This is a genomic window from Acidiferrobacter thiooxydans, assembly GCF_003333315.1.
Lineage (GTDB): Bacteria > Pseudomonadota > Gammaproteobacteria > Acidiferrobacterales > Acidiferrobacteraceae > Acidiferrobacter > Acidiferrobacter thiooxydans.
The window spans coordinates 566,444-584,009 of the sequence record NZ_PSYR01000002.1 but is presented as its reverse complement, the minus strand read 5'-3'; the positions used below and the strand labels follow the sequence as shown (position 1 = coordinate 584,009).

The 17,566-nt window shown below is 62.4% G+C and carries 16 protein-coding genes; 10 read left to right on the top strand and 6 right to left on the bottom strand.

Going from position 1 to position 17,566, the window contains the following annotated elements; all coding sequences use genetic code 11:
* Positions 1 to 26: 26 nt before the first annotated feature.
* The 5 genes from fabD to C4900_RS09775 are packed head-to-tail and all read right to left on the bottom strand — an operon-like array spanning position 27 to position 3,690.
* A complete protein-coding gene (gene fabD / locus C4900_RS09795) occupies positions 27 to 974 on the bottom strand; it encodes an ACP S-malonyltransferase (RefSeq protein ID WP_114283008.1) in 948 nt (315 codons plus the stop codon).
* A 22-nt stretch (positions 975 to 996) separates the two neighbouring features.
* Positions 997 to 1,953, bottom strand: a complete 957-nt coding sequence (locus C4900_RS09790) for a beta-ketoacyl-ACP synthase III (protein ID WP_065970505.1) — start codon at positions 1,951 to 1,953, stop codon at positions 997 to 999.
* Positions 1,950 to 2,969 (bottom strand): phosphate acyltransferase PlsX, encoded by a 1,020-nt coding sequence (plsX, locus tag C4900_RS09785; RefSeq protein WP_065970503.1) that lies wholly within the window; start codon positions 2,967 to 2,969, stop codon positions 1,950 to 1,952. The genes C4900_RS09790 and plsX overlap by 4 nt, the downstream gene beginning before the upstream one ends.
* A gap of 19 nt (positions 2,970 to 2,988) precedes the next feature.
* Positions 2,989 to 3,168, bottom strand: coding sequence for a 50S ribosomal protein L32 (gene rpmF, locus C4900_RS09780; RefSeq protein ID WP_065970501.1), 180 nt, complete (start codon positions 3,166 to 3,168; stop codon positions 2,989 to 2,991).
* Between the two features lie 12 nt (positions 3,169 to 3,180).
* Complete coding sequence (locus tag C4900_RS09775; RefSeq protein ID WP_114283007.1) at positions 3,181 to 3,690, bottom strand: YceD family protein; 510 nt, start codon at positions 3,688 to 3,690, stop codon at positions 3,181 to 3,183.
* 726 nt (positions 3,691 to 4,416) lie between these two features.
* On the opposite strand from C4900_RS09775, the gene C4900_RS09770 reads away from it, so the two are divergent.
* From C4900_RS09770 to C4900_RS09755, 4 genes are all read left to right on the top strand, one after another.
* Positions 4,417 to 5,040: an IS607 family transposase gene (locus C4900_RS09770; protein WP_065970495.1), complete on the top strand. Its 624-nt coding sequence runs from the start codon at positions 4,417 to 4,419 to the stop codon at positions 5,038 to 5,040.
* A gap of 245 nt (positions 5,041 to 5,285) precedes the next feature.
* Positions 5,286 to 6,704, top strand: coding sequence for an acetyl-CoA carboxylase biotin carboxylase subunit (locus C4900_RS09765; protein WP_065970493.1), 1,419 nt, complete (start codon positions 5,286 to 5,288; stop codon positions 6,702 to 6,704).
* Between the two features lie 87 nt (positions 6,705 to 6,791).
* Positions 6,792 to 8,645: a sodium-extruding oxaloacetate decarboxylase subunit alpha gene (oadA, locus tag C4900_RS09760; protein WP_065970491.1), complete on the top strand. Its 1,854-nt coding sequence runs from the start codon at positions 6,792 to 6,794 to the stop codon at positions 8,643 to 8,645.
* 3 nt (positions 8,646 to 8,648) lie between these two features.
* On the top strand, positions 8,649 to 9,236 hold the full coding sequence (locus C4900_RS09755) for a Maf family protein (protein WP_228579619.1): 588 nt from the start codon (positions 8,649 to 8,651) through the stop codon (positions 9,234 to 9,236).
* Positions 9,237 to 9,313: 77 nt separating this feature from the next.
* Here C4900_RS09755 and C4900_RS09750 read toward each other — a convergent pair whose 3' ends face one another.
* Complete coding sequence (locus C4900_RS09750) at positions 9,314 to 10,465, bottom strand: MalY/PatB family protein (RefSeq protein ID WP_065970507.1); 1,152 nt, start codon at positions 10,463 to 10,465, stop codon at positions 9,314 to 9,316.
* Between the two features lie 686 nt (positions 10,466 to 11,151).
* Between C4900_RS09750 and C4900_RS17290 the strand changes: the two genes are divergently transcribed.
* The 6 genes from C4900_RS17290 (at position 11,152) to C4900_RS16905 (ending at position 17,001) form a co-directional block, all read left to right on the top strand.
* Positions 11,152 to 11,529, top strand: coding sequence for a sensory rhodopsin transducer (locus tag C4900_RS17290; protein ID WP_083995834.1), 378 nt, complete (start codon positions 11,152 to 11,154; stop codon positions 11,527 to 11,529).
* 30 nt (positions 11,530 to 11,559) lie between these two features.
* Positions 11,560 to 13,350 carry a thiamine pyrophosphate-requiring protein gene (locus tag C4900_RS09740; RefSeq protein ID WP_114283006.1) on the top strand — a complete coding sequence of 597 codons (1,791 nt, stop codon included), beginning with the start codon at positions 11,560 to 11,562 and terminating at the stop codon, positions 13,348 to 13,350.
* 183 nt (positions 13,351 to 13,533) lie between these two features.
* The gene (locus C4900_RS09735) at positions 13,534 to 14,505 is read left to right on the top strand and encodes an enolase C-terminal domain-like protein (protein WP_114283005.1); all 972 of its coding nucleotides are present in this window, start codon (positions 13,534 to 13,536) and stop codon (positions 14,503 to 14,505) included.
* A 141-nt stretch (positions 14,506 to 14,646) separates the two neighbouring features.
* The gene (locus tag C4900_RS09730; RefSeq protein ID WP_065970487.1) at positions 14,647 to 15,492 is read left to right on the top strand and encodes a formate/nitrite transporter family protein; all 846 of its coding nucleotides are present in this window, start codon (positions 14,647 to 14,649) and stop codon (positions 15,490 to 15,492) included.
* Positions 15,493 to 15,688: 196 nt separating this feature from the next.
* Positions 15,689 to 16,756, top strand: a complete 1,068-nt coding sequence (locus C4900_RS16910; protein ID WP_114283004.1) for a YeiH family protein — start codon at positions 15,689 to 15,691, stop codon at positions 16,754 to 16,756.
* Positions 16,711 to 17,001 (top strand): putative sulfate exporter family transporter, encoded by a 291-nt coding sequence (locus C4900_RS16905; protein ID WP_170132501.1) that lies wholly within the window; start codon positions 16,711 to 16,713, stop codon positions 16,999 to 17,001. Before C4900_RS16910 ends, C4900_RS16905 begins: the two co-directional genes overlap by 46 nt.
* Positions 17,002 to 17,566: the final 565 nt, after the last annotated feature.

Here is a 17,566-nt window from a genome sequence, read left to right as displayed (position 1 = left end):
TCTCCCTGATTCTTGTCGTGGTGGGCTTAAGACCCCGTGGCCCCAAGGGCTGCGGCGAAATCCGCCGGCTCCCCCAGGGATACGCACGGGAGATCGACGATACGCCGGTCGAGGCCGGTAAGCACCTTCCCGGGGCCGCATTCGACGATCCGCGACATACCCTCCCATGCCGCCACCAAGCGTATTGTCTCAACCCAGCGTACTGGTGAAAATAGCTGGCTTACGAGGGCCTCGCGGATGAGGTCCGGTTCGGACAAGGCGGCCACCGGGGTATTCTGGATGACAGGCACCACCGGCGCCTTCAAGGTCACAGGCGCCAGGGTCTCGGCAAACTCCCGCGCGGCGCCCTGCATGAGCCCGCAATGCGAGGGGGCGCTGACCGCGAGCACGATACTACGCCGCGCCCCGGCGGCACGCGCCGCAATAAGGGCGCGGTCGACGGCGGCCTTGGTTCCGGCGATCACGACCTGTCCCGGGGCATTATAGTTGGCGGCCGCCAATGTCTCGCCCTGCGCACATTCGCGACAAACGGCCTCCACGGCTTCATCCGCCAGCCCCAGGATGGCCGCCATGGCCCCCTCCCCCTGCGGAACCGCCCCCTGCATGAGTTCGCCGCGTCGCGCGACCAGTCGCACGGCCTCGCGAAAATCCATGGCCTCGGCGCACACCAGCGCCGCGTATTCGCCGAGACTATGGCCGGCCATCACCGCCGGCCGCACTCCGTTTCGCGCACGCCATGCACGGTAACAGCCGACGTCGGCGGCCAGCAGTGCCGGCTGCGTCACGGCGGTGCGGTTTAGCACCTCCTCGGGGCCATTTTGCGTAAGATCCCATAGGTCGTAACCCAGGACCTCGGATGCCTCTCGAAAGGTCTCGACGATCTGCGCGTGATCCGCCGCCAGCGCCTTCAGCATCCCCACGCATTGTGATCCCTGTCCGGGAAAGACGAAGGCCGTGTCACCTTTCGCGTTCATCGTCACCTCTTCGATCGTTTCATCAATACCGGAGAAGCACGGAACCCCATGTCAACCCCCCGCCGAACGCCTCCATGAGCACGACATCGCCGCGCTGGATGCGTCCATCGCGCACCCCGCTGTCGAAGGCCAAGGGAATCGACGCCGCCGAAGTATTGCCGTGCCGGTCAACGGTTACTATGACCTGATCCATCGCCATGCCGAGCCTTTTTGCGGTCGCCGCTATGATGCGAATGTTGGCCTGATGCGGCACCAGCCAGCGGATGTCCGTCTGCTTCAAATCATGGGCGGCCAGGGTCTCTGCCACCAACGCATCGAGCGTGGTCACGGCCATCCGGAAGACCTCGTTTCCGCGCATCGTGATGTGGCCGGTGGCAGCGCCACGCTCCGAGATCCCCGCCGGTACCGTCAAAAGATCCTTATAGGCCCCATCGGCATGCAAATGTGACGACAGGATGCCCGGCTCATCGCTTGCCCCGACCACGACCGCACCGGCACCGTCACCGAACAATACACATGTCGACCGGTCATTCCAGTCGACGATGCGCGACATCGTTTCGGCGCCGACCACGAGCGCGCGCTTCGTGCCTCCGGCGCGAATGAATTTCTCGGCGATGGCAAGCGCATACACGAAACCCGTGCACACCGCCTGGACGTCGAAGGCCGCTGGTCCATGAATCCCCAGGCGCTCCTGAAGAAGGCAGGCGGTACCCGGAAAGACCCGATCCGGAGTGGTGGTAGCCACGATCACGAGATCGATCTCAGAGGCAAGGCAGCCGGACGCATCGAGCGCCTGCCGGGCTGCGCGCTCCGCCAAATCACAGGTCGTCTCACCGACTCCGGCAACGCGCCGCTCGCGGATCCCGGTGCGCGACACGATCCACTCGTCTGATGTATCGACGGTCAATGCAAGATCGGCATTGGTCACGATGCGCTCGGGCAGGAAGCTCCCTGTGCCGAGGACGCGAGCGTAGGTCACGCCAGTCCCCGCTGTGGAGGGGGTTCCATTTCCCGGCGGATATGATCCGGGATATTGTAGCGTACCTCGCGCAAGGCGACCTCCAGGGCATTGCGCACGGCAACCACGTCGGCGCTGCCGTGGCTCTTTACGACGACACCGTTCAAACCGACCAGAGTGGCGCCGTTATACCGTTTGGGATCGACACGCCGGGCAAAGGCCTTCAAGACCGGGCGCGCAACGAGGCCCGCCAGACGGGTGGGTATGTTGCGCCCGAACTCCTCTTTCAGGAACGCACGAATCATGCGCGCCAGGCCCTCACTGGTCTTTAGAGCGATATTTCCGACGAATCCGTCGCATACGATGACATCGGCATGTCCGGCGTAAATTCCGTCACCCTCGACATAGCCGATATAGTTCAACCCACTGCGCGCAAGCAGTTGCGCCGCGGTCTTGACCGTCTCATTACCCTTGATATCTTCCACGCCGACATTCAAAAGGCCGACGCTCGGCCGCTCCTTGCCATCCACCGCGGTGGCAACAATCGTGCCCATCACCGCGAATTGCCGGAGGTGTTCGCCAGTACATTCGACATTCGCGCCCAGATCGAGCAGATGCACATGCCCCTTCAGGGTCGGAAGCGCGGTCACGATCGCGGGTCGATCGATTCCCGGCAGCGTTTTTAGTATGAAATGCGCGACCGCCATAAGTGCGCCGGTATTGCCCGCACTCACGCATGCGTCCGCATGCCCGTCGCGCAGCAGGCTCAATGCCACGCGCATCGACGAGTCGCGCTTGGTTCGTAGGGCCTGGGCGGGGGGCTCGTCCATGCGCACGACCTCTGTGGCCGGGACGACCTGCAGGCGCTCGTTGGACCCCGTCGCCAACCGGCGCAGCTCACCCTCAATGGCATCCGGTTGTCCCACGAGCGCCACATGCGCCTCGGGCCGGGACTCCAGGAACGCGAGCGCTGCCGAAACCGTGACGCGCGGGCCATGATCACCCCCCATGGCATCGAGGGCGATAGTGATAGTCACTTACGGCTCCGGGACAGACCTAGTCGGTTTTGGTATCGAGAACCTTGCGGCCACGATAATAGCCGTCCGGGCTCACGTGATGACGACGGTGCGTCTCCCCGCTCGTGGGATCGACGGACAAGGTCGGGCGGGACAAGGCGTCGTGCGAGCGGCGCATGCCGCGCTTGGAGGGGGTCTTACGGCTCTTTTGTACCGCCATTGTGTTCTTTCCTCAGTTCCTATTATCGCGTCTATCGCGCTTCAATAACCCCGCCAACCCGGCGAATGGATGGGTCCCGGCCGCCGGTTGCAGGACGGATACGCACCCCTCGGGGTGTCGCGGTGCCATGGGAAGGGCCAGCATCAACTCCTCCTCCACCACATCGGCGACATCGAGCGGGCCGTCATGATAGCAGACATCGACCCCTTTTTCCGCCAGATCCTGCTCATCGGCCTCCGAGCGCACGAATATCCGTCGCCAGTCGGCATAGAGCTCGAACCGAAAGACGGCGGCACATCGCTGGCATAATAGCGGAAGCAAGGCCTCGGCATGGCCCTCCATTACGGCCCGCCCCTGCTCGTCCCGCATGAACGCCAGCCGGCCGCTGATCCGGCCGGCATCGCCCGCCGCCAACTCCCTCAGTCGCATCAGGGGCGCCGTATCGAGCGGGCCGACGAACACGAGACGTTGGTCGGCGGCCCGTTCCGGGTCGACAGACCTTGGCAGGAAACCCGATTCCATGCGCCATCATATAGAGGGGGCCGGGGGCTGTCAAAATAGCGTCCAAGGCCCGGCCATTGTCCAGGCAAAGCCTGTGGAGCCCAGAATATATTGGCGGCGATGTCGGAGGCAGCCGTGCCTTGGCGCCTGCGGGCTTCCGGGCGGACACCTGGCCGGCCATGCGCTACGGGATATCCTTACGATCCATCCCGCCCCCTTTGCGAACGGCGGCCTCAGCCAGCATCGGTAGCACACGGGCCGAGACGCCGGTCGTGGCCCTGCGACACCCCCGGAATTTAAGACACCATGGCCCCATCTCGGCCGTCCCTGACGGCCGCAACCGGTCACCACCGTAAACCTGAACGCCTCAACAAAGGCCGGTGTCGTGTCGCCCGAAACCCTGGCCGCCTCGGCCAGACCGAATGATGCCATGCGGCCTAGCATCGACACCACTGATACCAACCGCCTCCTGGAACTCGGACCCGGGGTCGGGTGCGATCCGGCTGGGTGTCGTTATCGATGATGGCATGGGGTGTCCTGGGGGCCCCCGCTGCCGGTGGGGCGTAATCCCGGTCGCGCCCTGCGACCGCGCGGAAGGGAATGTAGGCGCAAGCCGCCGCGCGGGTCGCCCTTGGATGAATCGTGGCGGCCAAAGCCTTACAATACGCCGCCGCCTTGTCGTGCATGGGTTTGGGCGAAATTGGCGCGTGCTGCAATTCTATCCAGATATGCCTATAGTTATACGTTATGAGCAAGACATACGGGATAGGTGAGTTTGCAAAACGCATTGGGAGATCGGTGCAGACTGTTCGCCGATGGGAGCGCGAGGGCAAATTGACGGCTAAACGGCGTCCGTCCGGTCATCGTTATTTCGACGAATCGGACGTGCGCGCGATGCTGGGCGGCGCGCCGGAGAAGCGCTTGACCGTCGTATATTGCCGGGTCTCCCACGTCGGGCAAAAAGACGACCTGGAATCACAGGTCAAGGCGCTGGAGGCGTACTGTCTGGCCGGGGCCATTCCCGTAGACGAGTGGATCAAGGAAGTCGGCAGCGCGATGCACTTCAAGCGCAAGCGCTTCCTGGACCTTCTCGACCGTATCTCGCGCGGCGAAATCGCCAGGGTGCTAATCGCACATAAGGATCGGCTAGTGCGTTTCGGTTTCGATTTGATCGAACATCTGGCGCTCGAACAGGGCTGCGAAATCGTCGTCGTCAACCAGGAATCGTTGTCGCCGGAACGGGAAATGGTCGAGGATTTGCTGGCGATCGTACATACCTTCCGGGGTCGGATGTACGAAATACGCAAGTATGAGAAGCAAATCAAGGACGATTACCCAGACAGCCTGGAACCCAAGGGACTGTTGTCGTGACCGTAAGCCGCGTCCTGACCGCACAGACGTCTTCCCAGACCGATCTGCGCCGCAAAGCTACGGCCTGGCATTGATACGGCATCGGGCGGTGGATACCGTATACCGAAGTCCGACGAATTCTGTTAGTCCGTTCCGCGGGCACCACTGAGCGTCAAAGCGCATGAGTGGTAGGTGATGGCTGCCGTCAACCGTGTGCGGATAAATCCTCTGTACAGTTTTGTGCAGGTTAATGGGGGCAGTATCAGGTGATCAAAAAGCTACTGGTGGCAAACCGCGGCGAGATTGCCGTACGGATAGTCCGGGCCTGCGCCGAGCTCGGGATTGCATCGGTTGCGGTGTATACCGATGCCGATCGCCACGCCTTGCACGTCAAGAAGGCGAGCGAGGCCTATAACCTCGGTCCCGATCCCGTGGGTGGTTATCTGAATGCCCACCGCATCACCAGCGTGGCCCTGGGCGCGGGTTGTGACGCCGTCCACCCCGGCTACGGCTTTTTGTCAGAAAACCCGGAGCTCGCCGAGATCTGTATCCGTCGCGGGTTGATCTTCGTCGGGCCCTCTCCGGCGGTCATTCGCCAGATGGGCGACAAGACCCTGGCGCGCAGTGCCGCAATCGCCGCCGGCCTGCCGGTCGTTCCGGGAAGCGAGGGCAATGTCGCGAGCCTGGACGAGGCCATCGATGCCGCTCGGCTCATAGGGTATCCGGTCATGCTCAAGGCCACTTCCGGGGGCGGCGGACGCGGCATCCGGCGTTGCGATTCCGAGGATGAGCTTCGTCGCCAATATGATCGCGTTGTGTCCGAAACCACCAAGGCCTTTGGCGCCGCCGAGGTCTTTCTCGAGAAATGCATCGTCAATCCGCGCCATATAGAGGTGCAGATACTGGGGGACCGGTTCGGTAATGTCGTGCACCTCTTTGAGCGCGACTGCTCCATTCAACGGCGCCACCAGAAGCTGCTGGAGATCGCCCCGTCTCCACAACTTACAGACGAGCAGCGCGCCGAAGTGTGCGCGCTTGCGGTGCGCGCCGCCAAGGCGGTCGGCTACGAGAATGCGGGCACGGTCGAATTTCTGTTTGATCAGGAGGAGCGATTCTATTTCATGGAAATGAATACGCGCCTGCAAGTCGAGCATACCGTTACCGAACAGATTACCGGTGTCGATATCGTGCAGGAGCAGATTCTGATCGCAAGCGGAAGCCCCCTGTCCTTTACTCAGGATGATATTCAAAGGCGAGGTTATGCCCTACAGTTTCGCATAAACGCCGAGGATCCGAAGAACGATTTCCTGCCGAACTTTGGCCGCATAACCCGCTACTATTCGCCCGGCGGGCCCGGCGTGCGCACCGATGCCGCCATTTACACGGGTTACGAGTTCCCGCCTTATTATGATTCCATGTGCGCAAAATTGACGATATGGGCACTGACATGGGATAAGGCCCTGGCACGTGCCAGACGCGCATTGCTCGACATGGGTGTTTCGGGTGTCAAGACGACCATCCCCTACCATCTGGAGATATTAAAGACTGCTGAATTCCGTGGTGGCCTGTTCAATACCGCCTTTGTCGAGGACCACCCGGAACTCAGCAACTACTCGGCGCGTCGTCCCACATCGCATCTTGCGGCGGCCATTGCCGCCGCCATTGCCGCGCACCATGGGCTGTAGACGCACACCGGCAGCTCCGGCAACGGACGCGACGCAAGGCGCGCCCCCGGGGTATAATAAAGAACTCGTGACGACAGGTAGGTAATCGTGGCAAAGACGCGTGTACAAATCACCGACGTGATCCTGCGGGATGCGCATCAATCCCTGATAGCCACCCGCCTACGCACCGAGGACATGCTGCCTGCATGCCCGGATCTCGACGCCGTCGGCTACTGGTCTCTGGAGGCTTGGGGGGGCGCGACCTTCGACGCGTGTTTGCGCTTCCTGAAGGAGGACCCGTGGGAGCGGCTGCGGCTTTTGAAGGCCGCGCTGCCGCGCACGCGCATCCAGATGCTGTTGCGTGGCCAGAACCTCCTCGGCTACCGCCATTATTCGGATGATGTCGTCCGCGCGTTCGTGGCCAAGGCCGCCGACAACGGTGTCGATGTGTTCCGGATATTCGATGCCATGAACGACACGCGTAATCTGCGCGTGGCCATCGAGGCGGTACTGCAAAGCGGCAAGCATGCCGAAGGGACCATCTGCTACACGACAAGCCCGGTGCACAGCGTGCCGGCGTTCGTAGCCATGGCCCGGGAACTGGAGGCCATGGGTTGCCAGACGATCGCGCTAAAGGACATGGCCGGACTTTTGACGCCCACCAAAACAACGGCGCTCGTGAAGGCGCTCGTGAAGGCCGTAAAGGTTCCGTTGCATCTCCATTCTCATTCGACCTCGGGCCTCGCCACCGTCTGCCAGTGGAAGGCGATCGAAAGCGGGTGTTATCTGATTGATACGGCATTGTCGGCGTTTGGCGAAGGTACCAGCCATCCGCCCACCGAGAGCCTGGTCGCAGCCTTGCGCGAAACCGCTCACGATACCGGGCTGGACCTGGAGCGCCTTGAGCGTATCAACGCCTATTTCCGTGACGTGCGCAAGCGTTATCACCAATTCGAAAGCGACCATACGGGGGTCGACAGCCGGGTCCACGTCAATCAAGTGCCGGGCGGGATGATCTCCAATCTGGCGAATCAATTGAAGGAACAAGGGGCGCTTACGCGCATGGACGAGGTGCTGCTCGAAATCCCGCGCGTGCGCGCCGATCTCGGCTACCCACCGCTCGTCACTCCGACATCGCAGATCGTGGGGACGCAGGCGGTGTTGAATGTGCTGACCGGGCAGCGCTACAAGAGCATTACGAACGAGGTTAAGCTGTATCTCCAGGGCCGCTACGGTGCGCCCCCGGGGATCATAGACAGCCGTGTGCGCAGGCTTGCCATCGGCAACCAGCCGGTCATAACCCATCGGCCGGCCGATGACATCCCTCCGGAAATGGCGAAATTGCGTGCCGAGATTGGCGATTTGGCAAAGAGCGAGGAGGATGTCCTCACCTATGCGATGTTTCCGGAGATCGGTCGCCAGTTTCTGGAGGAACGCGCCGCCGGCACGCTACGGCCCGAGGAGCTTTTACCGCCGCCCGAGGCGCAATCCGCCCCCTGCTATCTCGCGCCCACTGATTTCAATGTCACGATGCATGGCGAGACCTACAACATCAAGATCCGCGGCGCCGGGCACAAAAACGAGGAACAGCGGCCGTTCTACGTTTATGTCGATGGTATGCCTGAAGAGATCATGGTGGAGACCATGGGTATCGTGCCGACCGAGGGCGCCGGCGGGGATTTCCGTGAGTCCAGCGCGACGCCCGCAGGCAGCGTGGCGGCGGGGCTTCGTCGCCCGCGGGCCGTCAAGGCCGGCGATGTCACAAGCGCCATGCCCGGGACCGTGGTCGATGTCCTCGTGACCGTAGGACAGGTGCTGAAGGCCGGTGATCCGGTGCTTGTCATCGAGGCCATGAAGATGGAAAACGAGGTGCCGGCCCCGATCAAGGGGACGGTAAAGAGCATTCATGTCAAGAAGGGCGACAGCGTAAACCCCAACGAAGCCCTGGTCGAGATCGGCTAGCCTGTGTCGGTGCCGCAACGCCTGGTCCTGGCCTCGGGTTCGCGCTATCGCCACGAGCTTTTGACGCGACTCAAGATCCCTTTCGAGGTCCTGGTCTCGGACGCCGATGAGGCCCGACATCCCGGGGAAGGCGCAAGCGCCTTGACCGAACGCCTCGCGATCGCCAAGGCGCAGGCGGTCAGTCCCTTGGCGCCCGATGCCCTCATAATCGGTTCCGATCAGGTCGCCGAATACGATGGCGAGATCGTCGGCAAACCGGGCGGGTTCGAGGAGGCCGCCCGCCAATTGCGGCGCATATCCGGCAAGACGGCGCGCCTATATACGGGACTGGCGCTCCTGAATGCCCAGACCGGCCATGTGCAGTCGGAAGTGGCACTGTTCGAGGTGGTCTTTCGGACGCTCGATGAGCGGCGCATCACCCGCTATCTCGAGAAGGAGCAGCCCTACGACTGTGCCGGAAGCGCGAAGTCCGAGGGACTCGGCATCGCGCTGTTCGAGCGCTTCATTGGCGATGACCCGACCACTTTGATCGGCCTACCCCTCATCCGGCTCGTGCGCATGCTCGAGGCCGAAGGATGTGAGATCCCCTAGATGATCCCGATCGTGTTTTCGCGGACATCGTCCAGGGGCGGGCCCGTACGCCTCGGCAGGCCTTGCCCTGTGCGCCCCTATCCCGCCCCCTGTCTATGCGCGACGGCGCGCTGCATCCGGCCCAAGGCCTCCGCGAGCACGGCCCGCCGGCACCCAAAGTTCAGGCGCACAAAGCCCTGGGCCCCAAAATCCGCACCGTCGGATAATCCCACCCCCGCACCTTCGAAAAACCGTTGCGGGTTCTGGGGTGCTAGGGCGCGGGCATCTATCCAGGCGAGATAGGTTGCTTCGATGGGCGTGACGTTGAGCCCGGGCATGGCCCGCACGGCGCCGAGCACAAGCGCGGCGTTATCGCGCAAGTAATCGATCAGTGCCAGGCGCCATGGTTCGGCGTCGCGATAGGCGGCCAGGGCAGCGGCGAAACCGAGCACATTCACATCCGGAACGATACCCTTCATGGCGGCGCGGAAGCGCTCACGCAGGGTGGGATCCGGGATCACTGCAAACGAGAACCCGAGCCCGGGCACGTTGAAGGTCTTGCTAGGTGCCATGAGCGTGATCGTGCGCTGTGCCAGATCAGGGTGCAGACTGGCAATCGACCGATGACGCAAGGAGGCATCGAGCACGAGGCCCGCGTGGATCTCATCTGCGCAGATGATGAGATCATGGCGCTCACAGAATCGGCCGAGGCGCTCGAGTTCTTCGCCCGTGTATACCCTTCCCACGGGGTTGTGGGGGTTGCATAACAGGAACAGCCGGGTGGTCGGCGTGACCGTCTCCTCGAGGGCCTCCCAATCGATGACATAACGATCAGCGCGGCAGGCCAGAGGGACCGTGATGAGTTGGCGCGAGGCAAGACGTGGTGCGCTCAGGAATGGCGGGTAGACGGGGGTCAGGGTGAGTACGTCGTCACCCTCAGCCCCGGTGGCGCGACATGCGAGATTCAGTGCCGAGACAAGGCCTGGCAACCACACGATCCAGTCCGGCCGTAGCGTCCAGCCGTTATGGGTATGCACATAAGCGAGGATCGCCTCGAGCAGCCCCTTGGGGGCGTTGCCATAGCCGAAGACGCCATGCGCCACGCGCTCTTGCAAGGCGCGCACGATCACGTCTGGAGAGGCAAAGTCCATATCGGCCACCCACAGCGGCAGGATGTCGCGGTCTCGATAGCGGTCCCATTTGACGCTGCCGGTGTTGCGCCGCTCGATGGGTACATCGAAATTCTCCACGCTTCCTCCTTGTCTCCGTTGCTCATCGGTCCCGCGCCACGGTGCGCACTTCGTATCGCCACGCAGGGCAGGGGCACGCCTTACGATCTCCACAGGAGCGGTCAAGACCTCCTCCGGCAAGCCCCTGTCGCGGCCCCTCCCCTGCCGGTTGCCAGGCGCGCGCCGCTTGCCGGGCCGATCCTGTCACAAATGTCATCATGCACGCCACCCATCGGCACCGATGAGCCAAGGCCTCGCGCACCGCCACAGGCATGGGTCGCGCCGACGGCCGCCGCGAAAGGCCGCGATCGCGTCCGCGCGCGCCAAACCCTCCCTCATTGCTCATCCGCGTCGGCATGATCGCAAAGAAACCCTGGCGGCGAAAGATGTTGGGGGTGTTGCGCGTAACGCCGCGGTAGTCCCGCTCGATACCTTGGTCACGGTCGGTCAACGAACCTTCGGGGCTTGCTACACCTGTCGGGTTCGCGGCCCACCATCACCATGATCGCCCAAATATCTTGCAGGGATGAGGCCATCGCCCGCCGGGTCGCTGCCCATCGGTCGGCCACAGGCTATGACGAACACCACTGCGGCGATCGTCTCTACAAAAGGCTGGGTACGGCGCCCCTTGCACATAAGCCGGATAACCGCTCGTGTGACGGGGCGTACGATAGCCCCCCTGTCGGCAATGGCGATGGAGATGCCCAATGAGGAATCGTGTGATAGGCCAAACCGCATGGGTCGTTGCCGACGACCATCTACCCGCCTGGAGCAACGGACCACCACCGGAGACGATAGGCCACGAATCAGTGAGCATGCCCGCTACAGGCGAGGTCTGGGCCTATGTCGAAATGCAGACGCCCTTGCCTGACCGCGATCCCGTTGGGCTGTATCGCATGACCATGGCCCGTCGGTACTGCCGTCAGGGGCACCGTAACGATCCGGGCGATCGAGAACCGATTCCCAAAGGTGGGGGCTATTCCAGCATCATACGAGCCTATGCGCCGGTCGCAGTGCAACCTACACGGCTCGATTCCGGGCAATTGCCAAACGCGCATATCGGCCCGATGACCCTCAGAGAATAACCCCGTACAGGCCGGAGCCAAGGAGGAAAAATGGCAGATACCGTGTCGGACTTCATGCTAGAGAGGCTACGCGAATGGGGTATACGACGGTTCTATGGCTATCCGGGAGACGGTATAAACGGCCTGCTGGGTGCCATGGGGCGCGCACGTGCCGACATCGACTTTGTTCAGGTCCGCCATGAGGAGCTGGCGGCATTCATGGCTTGTGCGCACGCCAAATACACGGGCGAGGTAGGATGCTGCGTGGCGACATCGGGACCTGGTGCCATCCATCTATTAAACGGTCTATACGATGCAAAGCTCGACCATCAGCCGGTAGTGGCCATCATGGGCCAGGCGGCGACCACGGTCATGGGCGGCCATTATCAGCAAGAGGTCGATCTTCATAGCTTGTTCCGGGACGTCGCGGGGGAGTATGTGCATACCCTCATGAACCCGGTCCAGGCCCGCCATATCGTCGATCGCGCGGTGCGCATCGCACTCACCGAGCGCACCGTGACCTGCATCATTCTCCCCAACGACGTGCAGGAGATGCGGGCCGTCAAAAAGCCGCCCCGTGCCCACAATACGATACACTCAAGCGTCGGCTATACGCGCCCCTACATCGTACCGGAGGAGCATGATCTGCATCGCGCCGCCGAGATCCTAAACCACGGTCAACGAGTGGCCATGCTGGTCGGCGCCGGATGCCTTTCGGCGACCGACGAAGTGATAGCGGTTGCCGAAAGATTGGGAGCGGGTGTGGCGAAGGCCCTGCTCGGCAAGGCCGCCGTCCCGGATGATCTCCCGTTCGTAACTGGTTCCATGGGTCTGCTCGGCACAAAACCCAGTTTCGATATGATGGAGGAGTGCGATACCTTGCTCATGGTCGGATCCAGCTTCCCGTACAGTGAATTCCTCCCTCGCGAGGGCCAGGCCCGCGGTATTCAGATCGATATCGACGGCCGCATGCTCGGAATCCGCTACCCCATGGAGCTGAATCTCATTGGCGATTCGGCGTTTACGTTGAGGGCACTTCTGCCGCTTTTGCGCCCCAAAACCGACCGGTCATGGCGCAACAGGATCGAAAACAATGTCGCGGAATGGTGGAAGGTCCTGGAGGCGCGTGCCTTGAACGACGGCAACCCCGTGAACCCGCAACGCCTGTTTTGGGAATTGTCGCAACGGCTTTCAGCAAATGCCATTTTGGCGTGCGATTCCGGATCGGCGGCCAACTGGTATGCGCGCGATATCAAGATAAAACGAGGAATGAAGGCCTCGCTCTCAGGCACGCTCGCCACCATGGGACCGGCCGTCCCCTACGCACTTGCCGCCAAGATCGCCTATCCGGACCGACCGGTCATCGCCATGACCGGTGACGGCGCCATGCAGATGAATGGCATGAACGACATCATCACCATTGCCCGCCATTGGCGAGAGTGGTCGGACCCGCACCTCATCATCCTGGTCTTGAACAACCATGACCTGAATCAGGTCACATGGGAGATGCGCGTATTGGCCGGGAATCCGAAATACGAGGCCTCGCAGGACGTGCCCGATTTCCCTTATGCCGCCTACGCCCAGATGCTCGGCCTTTGCGGCATCGTGGTCGACCGGCCAAGCGCCGCGGGGCCCGCCTGGGATGAGGCACTGGCCGCAGATCGACCGGCGATCATCGATGCCCACACAGATCCGAATGTTCCACCCCTGCCCCCGCACATCACCTTCAAGCAGGCCAAGAACTTCACGTCGGCCTTGGTGAAAGGCGATGTCGATGCACTCGGCATCGTGCGCGCCTCGTTGGCGGAAGAATGGGAGGAGCTTGTACCGCATGGCCATTGACGAAGCGGCACGGTCCGTTACCTCCATAACAAAGGCCGAGGCGCCGGTATTTCGCATATCGCCCGAGCAATCGGGCTCTGACGGTACACTGGCTCTGAGTATCCCCATCATGGTGCGAGCGAGACTTTATACCGGCGGCCATGCCAGGCTTGGCAATACCTATAGCGCCAGCGGGCCGCCGCGGTGGCGGTCGCGCCTTCGTTCCCGGTCCTTCAGGACTGCGACGTCTTCGCCATACCCGGGGCTTGGTCCGCCATGACCCAGACCTTGCTCACTATGCGCCGACCGGGGATCGGGGACGCGGCGCGGCCGGCGATTGACTGCGCGTTGTGGGTTTTGAAGGCGCGGATACTGGACGTTGCGCTGGTTACCCTGCTTGACCGTAAGCACGCGGCGCTGCCGACTTATGGGAGCGACGGCCTGACGTCGTATCCCCGCGACCCGCGGGTCGATGCGCGGCGCCATTGGGCCCGCCGAGTGTTGCCTGTCCTCAAGATGAAGCGCGGGCGTGTGCCCGAGCCCGACGTGGCGCGTATGGCTGCGGTACGTGATGCGATCGGTTTGGCTACGGCGCTTTTCGTGGATGCCGACGGCGCCTATGGCCGCAAGCCGGTGCCTGATGGTGTCATGGCATTCGTCAAGCCAAGACGGTCAGGGCCCGAGGAACCGGTGTCGAGCGAGGATCTGGCCGGTTTGCGTCTCGTAAGCGACCGAGCACCTCCGGGACCAGATGTGCGCGCCGGAGAATACGCCTATGACCTTTTTGCCGCACGCCGGCTGACCGGGCCGATGCCCAGAAACGTTTTACAGGCTGACGTCACGCGTGGCGACGATGTCAGTGGATTTCTGCGTCGGGATGCCCTATGTCAGGCGCATTGTGTGCCGTTCTCTTCGCATACGCCACCCGCTATCCATTGGCCCATATGCGTCGCCGGACCACGGATACGGCATGGGCAATATTTCCCCGATAGCACTCTTATAGAAAGCGTGATATTCGACCAATCACTCCCTCCGGATGCGGACCTCCTGGTATCGGACCTCTTGCGATCGGGGCCCGGTTGGGAGGTAAAGGAGACGCGTGAGCCTATGTCGTTTCCTGACCACCTCCCGGAAACCACTCGCGTACATCGACCGCGCCTCTCGGCGGAAACGTAACGGACGTGTCGCAACAAGGGTTGCGACCTCGCTATACCCCTTCATCCAGGCATCGCAGAGGGCTTGGGCGCGAGCGCCGTTCCTGATGGTACCGAATTTCGATAGTCTGAACATGAAATCCCTGAAAGGAGAGGCAACCCCATGTGTCCAGACCCGGAAAATAAGCCAAATACCCTGAAGCTTGACCGCAACGAGCTAAAAAAGACCCAGGAGCGCATCACGATCTCCGTGGGCGTGGTCCACGAGGTGATTCGCGAGGAAGGGGAGCAGGAATTGCAGAGGTCGATTCCCGCGCTGGCCTGGTCGGGTCTTGCGGCCGGTCTTTCCATGGGCTTTTCGATGCTCGGCGAGGGCATGATCTATCATGGGCTGCCAGCCAGTTCGTGGCGCAAGCTTGTCGCGGGCCTTGGGTATTCGCTCGGCTTTATCATCGTCGTCCTCGGGCGCCAGCAGCTGTTCACAGAAAACACCCTGACCCCGATCCTGCCGCTCATGCAGGATCTGACATGGCGCAAGTTCGCGCAGGTCATGACGCTGTGGGCCACGGTGCTCGCCACCAACCTCCTGGGGGCCTTGCTGTTTGCCTGGGCGATCGCCGATACCTCGCTGTTCAAGGCCGGCATGCAGCACACGCTGACCACACTTGGCCATGACGCTTTGCGCCCCTTTGCGCCGATGTTTCTCGGGGCCGTGTTTGCGGGTTGGCTGGTTGCACTCATGGTGTGGTTATTGCCCGCCGCCGAGACCGCGCGCGTCGCCATCATCATGCTCTTGACCTATGTCATCAGCGTCGCCGGCTTTCCGCACCTCATCGCAGGCTCCGTGGAGGCGTTCTATCTCGTCTGGCGTGGTGGCCTGTCCTGGCCTCAGTACTTCACGCAATTCATGATCCCGACCTTTCTTGGCAACGTCGTCGGTGGCGTCGTCTTGGTCGCGGCCCTGAATCATGCCCAGGCCACAGCCGGCGCCCCACCAACACGGAAGTAGGGCGCAACAAAACCGGCGCGCACCGTGCGCGACGCCCTGTCGGCTGCTCATTTGTCGAATATCAAGGCGCCCCCGCGGATTGCCGGCCATACCACCCCCAATGGGTTGGTGTGCCGGCCGGGCGGTGCGTATAGAGAGAAAGCAGCCCCCGCTGCCACGCGAACGAACACTATAAAAATGAGCGGAGGGAGGGGGGATGCTAAAGACAGAAGATCTATGGGCCACGGTCATTGGGCTTTTGGCCTTACTTGGGGTATGGATGGCGTGGCAGGCGGGTTCACCGCTTGCGCAGATGGTGGCCTTGAACACCGCGGGGCTCCATTGGCAAACCTGGGGCACACTGCTCGCCTTCTTCGAACACCAATGGGATGCGATATTACTGCAGCCCATCGTCTTTTCCTTGTTTCTCGCCCTACCCGTGATCTTTCTCAATCTGGACCTCGAACGCTTCCTGATGGGATTCTTGGTGTTGTTTCTGCTGGCCTTGGTGACGTTTTCGATATCGGGCTGGGCGCAGTCCGCGCGTTTCGAGCTCGAGCCGCCGGTTGTGGCGCTGCTCCTCAGTCTTGCCATAGGCAACCTCGTGACGGTTCCCGATTGGATGAAACCGGCCCTACGCGTAGAGCTCTATCTAAAGACCGGGATCGTCCTGCTCGGCGCCACCTTTCCCCTCTCACTGCTCTTGAGCGCGGGACCGGCGGCATTGATGCAGGCGGCGATCGGTACGATCCTTACGGTCGGCGCGATCTATGGCCTTGGTCGCGGGCTCGGTCTGACTCACGGCCAGGCGGCGGTCTTGGGGACCGGCGCCGGGGTCTGTGGGGTATCGGCGGCCATGGCCGCCGGCTCGGCAGTGGAGGCGCGACGCCAGGATATCTATCAGGCGATATCGCTAGTCATCCTGTTTTCGCTCGCCTGGGTAATGGTGCTTCCCCAGTTGGCGGTCTTGTTCGGGCTCACGCCGGGGCAAGGGGGGGCCTGGATCGGGACCTCGGAACTCGCCGATGCCGCTGGCATGGCGGCAGCCAGCAGTTTCGGGGTCATGGTGGGCCATGCCAATGTTGTGATCAAGGCGTTTACCTTGACCAAGGTGATCGGACGTGATGTCTGGATAGGCCTATGGGCGATCTTCTGGACATTTACGACCACCCAGCATCGCACGCCGGGGCGAGGCCTTCATCCGCTGATTCCACCCACGCGCATGCCTGGTGGCGGCGCGTGCCCAAGTTCGTCATCGGCTTCTTGCTGGCCGCAGGCGTCATGAGCCTCCTCACCTTGCGGCTGACACCCGCGCTTCGCCATGACCTTCTGGTACCCCTGGTGGGTTTGCGCACATGGGCCTTCACGCTTTGCTTTCTCGCGATCGGCTTGAACACCCGGTTTCGCCAGCTGTTGGCCGTGGAGCGCCGGGTGGTACTCGTATTCTCCGCGGGCGTCGCCTTCAATCTCGTCGTCGGTTATGTCCTGTCTACGATCGTGTTCGGGAGCCAATGGGCGGCCCTGCATTGATGTCCGAGGGCTGTACTGGTTGCCGGCACTGGACCACTGGCCAGGACCTGGAACGAGAGGGTCTGTTCCCGGGGCTGCTCGTATTATCGTCCGGTACGAGCAGCCTGGCGGCGACCTACGGCTATTGCGCCTTGCGGGATCGATTGACGTCCGGCGACTTATCCATGTCATGTCGGGATCCCCGTGTACCGGTCTCGGCCGCGGCTAGATGACACACGGGCGGCGCAAACCCCAAACGTAGCCTCACGCCCGAGACTCATCGCGGTCCATCAGGCGCGGGCCGCCCCGGCCCCATCATTCGACGTCCACCCCTTAGGCGGATCAATGCCGGCGGCGGTATCGGTACGATAAGGATCGGGCGCGCGACCGCAAGGACATGGTAGGGTCGTTACGTGAAGAGGTCGCGATGATCCGCGCCTACCGCGGCGACTAGGCGGCATGGAGGAATGACCAGGGCCCCCAGTCGGGTGGTTACGGGCATGTCGGTCCTTGCCTTTTCTCCCTACCGCGATCGTGACGGGACCTGCGTCTTTTACCGGAACACATCTCTTTTCCGATCAGGAGG